Origin of the sequence: Streptomyces sp. SKN60 (assembly GCF_026236535.1) — a bacterium.
Classification (GTDB): domain Bacteria; phylum Actinomycetota; class Actinomycetes; order Streptomycetales; family Streptomycetaceae; genus Streptomyces.
The window spans coordinates 1-1,860 of record NZ_JAHTMW010000050.1; the positions used below are offsets into that span (position 1 = coordinate 1).

Annotated in this window: 1 rRNA gene; it reads left to right on the forward strand. The window is 56.7% G+C overall.

Features of this window, described 5'->3' with window-relative positions:
* Window positions 1-1,828, forward strand: a 23S ribosomal RNA gene (locus KV205_RS35890); the annotation flags it as partial.
* Window positions 1,829-1,860: the final 32 nt, after the last annotated feature.

Genomic DNA, 1,860 nt, shown 5'->3' on the forward strand with positions numbered 1-1,860 from the left:
TGTGATGGGTAGGGGAGCGTCGTGTGCCGGGTGAAGCAGCCGCGGAAGCGAGTTGTGGACGGTTCACGAGTGAGAATGCAGGCATGAGTAGCGATACACACGTGAGAAACGTGTGCGCCGATTGACTAAGGGTTCCTGGGTCAAGCTGATCTGCCCAGGGTAAGTCGGGACCTAAGGCGAGGCCGACAGGCGTAGTCGATGGACAACCGGTTGATATTCCGGTACCCGCTTTGAAACGCCCAATATCGAGCCCATTAATGCTAAGCCCGTGAAGCCGTTCCGGACCCTTCGGGGAATGGAAAGTGGTGGAGCCGGCGAACCAAGGTGGTAGTAGGTAAGCGATGGGGTGACGCAGGAAGGTAGTCCAGCCCGGGCGGTGGTTGTCCCGGGGTAAGGGTGTAGGCCGTGTGGTAGGCAAATCCGTCACACGTTAAGGCTGAGACCTGATGCCGAGCCGATTGTGGTGAAGTGGATGATCCTATGCTGTCGAGAAAAGCCTCTAGCGAGTTTCATGGCGGCCCGTACCCTAAACCGACTCAGGTGGTCAGGTAGAGAATACCGAGGCGTTCGGGTGAACTATGGTTAAGGAACTCGGCAAAATGCCCCCGTAACTTCGGGAGAAGGGGGGCCACACCTGGTGATGAGTCTTGCACTCTGAGCTGGGGGTGGCCGCAGAGACCAGCGAGAAGCGACTGTTTACTAAAAACACAGGTCCGTGCGAAGCCGTAAGGCGATGTATACGGACTGACGCCTGCCCGGTGCTGGAACGTTAAGGGGACCGGTTAGTGACCTTTCGGGGTTGCGAAGCTGAGAACTTAAGCGCCAGTAAACGGCGGTGGTAACTATAACCATCCTAAGGTAGCGAAATTCCTTGTCGGGTAAGTTCCGACCTGCACGAATGGCGTAACGACTTCTCGACTGTCTCAACCATAGGCCCGGTGAAATTGCACTACGAGTAAAGATGCTCGTTTCGCGCAGAAGGACGGAAAGACCCCGGGACCTTTACTACAGTTTGATATTGGTGTTCGGTTCGGCTTGTGTAGGATAGGTGGGAGACTGTGAAGCGGCCACGCCAGTGGTTGTGGAGTCGTCGTTGAAATACCACTCTGGTCGTGCTGGATGTCTAACCTCGGTCCGTGATCCGGATCAGGGACAGTGTCTGATGGGTAGTTTAACTGGGGCGGTTGCCTCCCAAAGGGTAACGGAGGCGCCCAAAGGTTCCCTCAGCCTGGTTGGCAATCAGGTGTTGAGTGTAAGTGCACAAGGGAGCTTGACTGTGAGACCGACGGGTCGAGCAGGGACGAAAGTCGGGACTAGTGATCCGGCGGTGGCTTGTGGAAGCGCCGTCGCTCAACGGATAAAAGGTACCCCGGGGATAACAGGCTGATCTTCCCCAAGAGTCCATATCGACGGGATGGTTTGGCACCTCGATGTCGGCTCGTCGCATCCTGGGGCTGGAGTCGGTCCCAAGGGTTGGGCTGTTCGCCCATTAAAGCGGTACGCGAGCTGGGTTTAGAACGTCGTGAGACAGTTCGGTCCCTATCCTCTGTGCGCGCAGGAATATTGAGAAGGGCTGTCCCTAGTACGAGAGGACCGGGACGGACGAACCTCTGGTGTGCCAGTTGTTCTGCCAAGGGCATGGCTGGTTGGCTACGTTCGGGAGGGATAACCGCTGAAAGCATCTAAGCGGGAAGCCTGCTTCGAGATGAGTATTCCCACCTCCTTGAGAGGGTAAGGCTCCCAGTAGACGACTGGGTTGATAGGCCGGATGTGGAAGCCCAGTAATGGGTGGAGCTGACCGGTACTAATAGGCCGAGGGCTTGTCCTCAGTTGCTCGCGTCCACTGTGTTAGTTCTGAAG